The sequence below is a fragment of the Catenibacterium sp. genome (genome assembly GCF_052354645.1).
Taxonomy (GTDB): Bacteria; Bacillota_I; Bacilli_A; order Erysipelotrichales; family Coprobacillaceae; genus Catenibacterium; species Catenibacterium mitsuoka_A.
In genome coordinates, this window is the sequence record NZ_DAWDDM010000103.1 from 1 (window position 1) to 6,553 (window position 6,553).

General features: G+C 34.6%; 9 protein-coding genes and 1 pseudogene. 1 reads left to right on the forward strand and 9 read right to left on the reverse strand.

The features are described 5' to 3' along the window. Positions 1-12: 12 nt before the first annotated feature. The 8 genes and pseudogenes from ACT8VG_RS05910 to ACT8VG_RS05945 form a co-directional block, all read right to left on the reverse strand. Positions 13-321, reverse strand: a pseudogene (locus ACT8VG_RS05910) (dihydroorotate dehydrogenase); the annotation flags it as partial. Next, positions 287-1,072, reverse strand: a complete 786-nt coding sequence (locus tag ACT8VG_RS05915; protein ID WP_444195407.1) for a dihydroorotate dehydrogenase electron transfer subunit — start codon at positions 1,070-1,072, stop codon at positions 287-289. The pseudogene ACT8VG_RS05910 and the gene ACT8VG_RS05915, both read right to left, overlap by 35 nt. A gap of 1 nt (position 1,073) precedes the next feature. Then, positions 1,074-2,339, reverse strand: coding sequence for a dihydroorotase (locus ACT8VG_RS05920; protein ID WP_202985947.1), 1,266 nt, complete (start codon positions 2,337-2,339; stop codon positions 1,074-1,076). Positions 2,340-2,342: 3 nt separating this feature from the next. Continuing rightward, positions 2,343-2,822: a pantetheine-phosphate adenylyltransferase gene (gene coaD / locus ACT8VG_RS05925; protein WP_117458360.1), complete on the reverse strand. Its 480-nt coding sequence runs from the start codon at positions 2,820-2,822 to the stop codon at positions 2,343-2,345. Next, positions 2,819-3,376, reverse strand: a complete 558-nt coding sequence (gene rsmD, locus ACT8VG_RS05930; RefSeq protein ID WP_217106805.1) for a 16S rRNA (guanine(966)-N(2))-methyltransferase RsmD — start codon at positions 3,374-3,376, stop codon at positions 2,819-2,821. The genes coaD and rsmD overlap by 4 nt, the downstream gene beginning before the upstream one ends. Continuing rightward, a complete protein-coding gene (locus ACT8VG_RS05935; RefSeq protein ID WP_117458361.1) occupies positions 3,357-3,728 on the reverse strand; it encodes a YlbF family regulator in 372 nt (123 codons plus the stop codon). The genes rsmD and ACT8VG_RS05935 overlap by 20 nt, the downstream gene beginning before the upstream one ends. Next, positions 3,725-4,951 (reverse strand): FtsW/RodA/SpoVE family cell cycle protein, encoded by a 1,227-nt coding sequence (locus ACT8VG_RS05940; RefSeq protein ID WP_117458362.1) that lies wholly within the window; start codon positions 4,949-4,951, stop codon positions 3,725-3,727. The genes ACT8VG_RS05935 and ACT8VG_RS05940 overlap by 4 nt, the downstream gene beginning before the upstream one ends. Then, the gene (locus ACT8VG_RS05945) at positions 4,948-5,205 is read right to left on the reverse strand and encodes a UPF0223 family protein (RefSeq protein ID WP_022424706.1); all 258 of its coding nucleotides are present in this window, start codon (positions 5,203-5,205) and stop codon (positions 4,948-4,950) included. The genes ACT8VG_RS05940 and ACT8VG_RS05945 overlap by 4 nt, the downstream gene beginning before the upstream one ends. A 120-nt stretch (positions 5,206-5,325) precedes the next feature. Here ACT8VG_RS05945 and def point away from each other — a divergent pair, with 120 nt between their 5' ends. Then, on the forward strand, positions 5,326-5,895 hold the full coding sequence (gene def, locus ACT8VG_RS05950; protein ID WP_117458363.1) for a peptide deformylase: 570 nt from the start codon (positions 5,326-5,328) through the stop codon (positions 5,893-5,895). 51 nt (positions 5,896-5,946) lie between these two features. On the opposite strand, the gene ACT8VG_RS05955 is transcribed toward def, so the two are convergent. Beyond that, positions 5,947-6,372: a hypothetical protein gene (locus tag ACT8VG_RS05955; protein ID WP_117458364.1), complete on the reverse strand. Its 426-nt coding sequence runs from the start codon at positions 6,370-6,372 to the stop codon at positions 5,947-5,949. Between the last annotated feature and the right edge of the window lie 181 nt (positions 6,373-6,553).

The following is a 6,553-nucleotide window of genomic DNA, read 5'->3' on the forward strand; positions in this document are numbered from 1 at the left end:
ATCAACACATCATCCACCAATATTCGAAATAGCTTTTCCTGAATAGACTTCTCTTAGTTTAACTAATTCAGTCTTGATGACTTCATCAACACCTGGGTTCTGTAAACCAATCGCATTAAGTAAACCAGAAGGTCCTTCCGCAATACGTGGAAGTGGGTTACCATAACGTGGTTCAAGAGTTGTACCCTTTAAGCTCATAGAGCCTAATACATTAATATCATAGAACTTAGTAAATTCATAACCGAATCCAAAAGTACCACTCGCTGGAATAACAGGATTCTTCATATCAAGTCCTGGTAGTTTTACAGGTAAATAAGCCATTGATAATCACCTCATCAGATGAAAGGACAGGTCCTTCTACACAAATTCTCTTATATGGTTTAGTTTTTACTTTACATGAACATCCCATGCAGGCACCAAAGCCGCATCCCATTCTTGCTTCAAAAGAAAGAGAACCATTGTCTGGGAAGTTCTTTACTAATGCATCCAACATTGGTTCTGGACCACATGCATAGTAATGATCAAAAGTTAAGTTATTTTCTTTAATAGCATCAATGACAGTACCCTTAGTACCATAAGTGCCATCCATTGTTGAAATATAAGTAGGACAAAGCTTCTTGAATTCTTCTTCATAGAACACATCATAAGAACCATTGAATCCAAGTACTGCAGTCACCTTTACGCCTTTTTCAATAAGTCTTTTTGCTAGACCATACATAGGTGGTGTACCACTTCCCCCACCTACGACAATCACTTCATTATAATCAGTATCAATAAAACCATTACCTAACCCGATTAATACATCTAGTTTTTCTCCTGGTTTCTTTTCTGAAAGAATCTTAGTTCCTTCACCTCTAATACGATAAATAAGTTTAATATGTGTATCATCATAATCCAAGATACTCATTGGTCTTCTTAAGTATGGCTGAAGTGAGTCATTAATCTTAATATTGATGAACTGACCAGGTGCTGTAATAAAACGAGCCCCTTCTCCTTCAAGTTCCATTTCAAATAGACCAGGAATTAATTCTTTATTGTAGTTGATTGTAAGAAAATCCTGATAATTCTTCATGTTATTCCTCCACTAATAATTGTCCATCGACAATATTCATAATTAATGCACCTTTTACTTTCCATCCTAAGAATGGTGTATTGCATGCTTTAGACTTTAAGTCTTCTTCTTTGATTGTATATTCTTTATTTAAGTCAAATGCACATAGATCTGCCTTCATACCTTCTTCAATAGAAGCATCTAAATTTAATGTCTTGGCAGGTCCAGTAGTGAGGCAATCAAGAACTGTCTCTAATTTAATTAAGCCTTCTTCTACAATATATGTATAAATAAGTGGGAAGGCATGCTGTAAGCCAATGATTCCAAATGGTGCTTTATCAATTGGTTTACTCTTTTCATCTCTTGCATGAGGGGCATGGTCTGTCGCAATAACAGTAATGACTCCATCATTCACTGCCTTGATGATTGCATCACGGTCTTCTTTTGTACGAAGAGGTGGATTCATCTTATAGTTAGGATGACAATCCTGAATGTTGTCTTCTGTCAAAATTAAATGATGAGGTGATGTTTCACCACTGACTCTTTCACCACGTGCACGACTTGCACCAAGCAAGGCCACTGTTTCTTTTGTAGAAATATGACAAATATGATATCTATTGTGAATTTCATCTACAAGATGTAAATCACGATCTACCTGTTTATATTCACTTGCACTATTGATACCAATTAAGCCATGTTCTTTCGCATAATGACCTTCATGAATACATCCCCCATGTAATTCTGATTCATCTTCACAATGAGCAACAATGATAGAATCAAGAGCTTTTGCACGAGTCATAGCTTCCTTCATCTTTTCATCCTTCTGGACACCTTTACCATCATCAGAGAAGCCAAGCACAATAGGCTGTTTGATATTTTCTTCCATATCAACAACCTTCTGACCTTTTAGTCCTTCTGTAATCGCACTATAAGTATATGTTTTTACCTGTGCATCCTTTTCACAACGTTTAGTGAAATCTTCAATAGTTTCCTTATCATCCATACAAGGTAATGTATTGGCCATTGCAACAATAGTACCATATCCACCATAAAGTGCAGATGCACTACCTGTAGAAATAGTTTCTTTATGTTCAAAGCCAGGTTCACGAAGATGTGTATGGATATCAATAAAGTTATGAGATAAAAGTGCTCCGTGAAGATCAATTACTTGATCTGCTTCTTCATTACATGCACCAATCTTCTTGATGATGCCATCTTCAATCAATACATCTGTATCACTAAATGCTTGATGACGATACAAATGTGCATTCTTTAATAATAAACGCATAATCTACCCCCTGTATTTTTCTATTAGTTTTTTTTCAACGCATGCCGGTACAAGTCCTTCTACACTATGTTTATGAGATACGATTTCTTTCACAAATGAAGAAGAGACAAATGTATAAGCAAGACGTGTCATTAGAAAGACAGTTTCAATGCCGTCATCTAAATACTGGTTTGTAAAGCACATGAGAGACTCATAGTTATAGTCTTCTGTTGCACGTAAACCACGCACTAATACCTGTGCCCCTACTTCCCTTGCATACTCTACAGCAAGACTACTGCTTTCGTCAATGACAACATTAGGAAACTGCTTCGTTGCTTCTCTTAACATCTCCATACGTTCTTCTACAGTAAATAAGCATGTCTTATGTGGATTAATAAAAATAGTCACATAAAGTACATCATACATCTTAGACGCACGTTCAATGATATCAAGATGGCCATTGGTCACAGGATCAAATGTCCCTGTATATACTGCTTTTATCACATTGCAGCCTCCTCGTATTTCACAATCTGTAAACAAGTAATACCATAATTATTTTCTTTAATAAGTCTAAATGGTGCTTCATATTCAAGCTTTTCTTCAGTTAAGTCTTCTACCACAATAATACAGCCATCCATCAAATTTCCATTATCCTTTAATGTATGGATAATATCCATATTAACTTTCATACCATAAGGTGGATCTAATAATACAAGACTAAACTTGATTCCTTCTTCCTTAAAAGTACCTAAAGCTTTACGATAATTAGCCTTTATTACATGCGCATTTGTGATCTTTAAACTATTAATATTTTCTCTAATAACCTGAAATGCCTTATATTGTTTATCTACTGCATAAAGTTCATCCATTCCTCTACTTAATGCTTCAATACCAAGGCCTCCACTTCCTGCAAATAAATCAAGACAAATTCCTCCATCAAAATAAGGACCAATCATGTTATAAAGATTTTCTTTATTTTTATCTGTCGTAGGACGAGTTAATTTTGTAGGGACAGCCTTTAACTGTCTACTTTTATATTTACCTGCTATAACGCGCATAACTTCTTCCAATCCTTCCCTTTGCGAGTTCATCACTAATATCATCAAAGACAATATCTGTAATTTCATCTAACATCTTATTGAGTTCACTATAAGACTCTAAATAAGCATTCATCTCTGGCAAGCGATATAGTTCTCTTCTTATATCTGTGATACGTTCTTGTATATGTGACGAGTCACAATAGCTGCCAAAGCGTGCCAAATCTTCCTTTTCTTCCTTAAGTCTATTCATTTCATTCATCAAAGATTTAACTTCCGGCTTACCAAATACACTTAAAGAAGAGTGATAGTTTTTAAAACATTCCTCTTCTTTAATTGCATCAATGAGTTCTTTTATTGAGTCATAGATCATAATGATTTCTCAATAGCCTCCTGCTTCTTTTCACGATTATATTTCGCAATAATGGCCTGAGCTATACCAATTCCTATTAAAGCAACTAAGGTAGAAGTTCCACCTGCACTAATTAATAGGAGAGGCACACCAGTCATTGGAATAAGTCCTGATACACCACCTACGTTAACCATTAAATGAACAAAGAAATAACTTGCAATTCCAATAAGTGTTAATTTTTCTCTTGAATCCTTAATCGCAAAAGCATATCTAAAGAGTCTATAAATAATAATAGAATAAGGAATAAAGAAAGCTGCAAAACCTACAAGTCCTAATTCTTCTACAATAATAGATGAAATAAAGTCACTCTGTGCTTCTGGGATATAACCAAATTTCATAATAGAGTTTCCAAACCCACGACCAATTAAACCGCCATTTGTATATCCTACAAAACCATTAATGATCTGATAGTTAGTACCATAGATATCTTTCAATGGATTCAGCCATGATGAGATACGAGCCATCTGATGACTCTTTAAGAAAAAATTATGAAACAGAATAAAGATAAGCACTAGAAACAATACTCCAATTAAGCCAATAATCTTAAAGGGACGATAGTATTGAGATGGTGTCGCAAAGAATAGGCATGTTGCCATAACGAATAATATCAAGCCACTTCCCATATCCTTCTGTACCTTCCAACAGATTAAAAATGCGAAAACGACAAGAAAGGCTGGAAAAAACACACAAACAACTGCTTTACGCCAGATAAGTTTATTTCTTTTCTCTTTTGATAAACGTGGAGAAATACGTATCTGATCTGGTAAGACGCCAAATATATAACTCAGTAGTATAATCAAGGTCAGTTTCATAAACTCTACAGGCTGAATAGTAAATGGACCAATCTTGATCCAGGCATGAGAATTATTGATTGTCCACATTATACATGTCAGCATCATAAGAATACATACACCATAAGTGACAAGCATTAATGTTTCTGATATACGACGTGTTTTATAGGCACGCGCAAATAAGAACATAAAACCTAAGCCTACTATAACGAATAAACATTGTTTCAATAGGTTTTTAGTCGCAAAATTAGAGCCTTCACTTGCCGACATACCTACAGAAGCATCTCCAATCATCACAATCCCAAATAATGCGAGAAAAATCGTACAGGCATAGATGGTTTTATCTGTACCAGTACGTTTAAACATCATCTGTGTCTTCTTGATGAAGTTCATAGTTTAACCCACTCTTCTTCCTGAGAACGTTTAAATACTTTATAAATAGAATAGCCAGATGCTTCTTCAAAAGCTTTATCTAATTGTTTTTGTAAAGCTTTTGAATCTGCAATAGACGTAAATGCACGGTAATGTTCCATGAATTCTTTAGAACTAATACCTTCTTCATAAGCCTGTTCTACTGCATTATATAACCCAACAACCTCGATAATTTCTTCTGTTGACCAATCTGGTTCTAATGGATAATCATACATGTTAAAATACCTCCTATGTTAAAAAATATTATACATGAAATAGGCTTAAAAGAAAATAGGGTATACATAATTGGAAAAAGCGAAGGAGTCTGTTATAATTACACAGAGGTGAAACGAAGAATGTTAAGCATGAAAAATGTAATTGATGATAAAAATCCTTTAATTCGTGAGAAATCTAAAGAAGTATCTTTACCATTAAGTGATGAAGATCGTCATACTTTAATGGAAATGTATCAATATCTTGTAGATTCTCAGGATGAAGAAAAAGCTGAAAAGTATGATTTAAGACCAGGTGTGGGTATTGCGGCTATTCAGATTGGTATTCCAAAAAGAATGTGTGCAATTTATATTCCTTCTGTAGATGAAGAAGGTAATATTGTAAAGTGTGATCAGTGGGCACTTGTTAATCCACGTATTGTAGCAAATGCAGTCAAAGTGGCTTATTTAAAAAATGGTGAAGGATGCTTGTCTGTTCCTGAAGATCAGCCAGGTATTGTACCTAGAAGTGCTAAAGTGACTGTTAAGGGATATGATGCCTTAACAGATCAAGAAGTGACTATTGTCGCAAGAGGCTTTACAGCTATCTGCTTACAGCATGAATTAGATCATTTTGAAGGTATTCTTTACTATGATCATTTTAATAAAGAAGATCCAAAAGCACCTATTCCAAATGCGATGGTGATCGAATAATACTCCTTCGGGAGTATTTTTTTATGCATTAAAAAAGACAGCTTCACGCTGTCAATAATAATCTCTACATATATTAATCATATCATCTACATAGATGACACCACCATTGATCGCATTATCTGATAAATGAGCATGAAGTTCTATTGGAAGTTTACAGCAGTATTGTTCACGCATAAGCGGAAGATCCTGTTTCATACATAAATCAGAGATATCATCAAGTGCTTTTGATGAGAACATAAATGTAGAAAATAAGGCAATATTCTTCACATAGTGACGATTAAGATGCATAATGAATTGTTCCACTTCCTTTGGTTTACCAAAGCATGGACAATCGAATCCTAATACAAGAAGATCAACATGGGCATGAAAATCAAAGTCCTGAAAGGGAATTGCCTGTGTTCTTGCAGTTTTTGCCATCTGTGATGCAAGAATATGTGCATATTTACTTGTATGACTGTAGACAATCGCAATATTCATAGACTCACCTCTTGTATAAATTATATCAACGCTTTATGAACTATAGAAGAACTTCTGTCTTTTTCTTTTTGTAATATAAAGAATAATATAAGATGAAACAAAACCGCCAATAATGCCAATAACATGACCGGATAAAGATATTGTCGGTACAAAAAAAGAAATAAACAACATCAGTAAGACA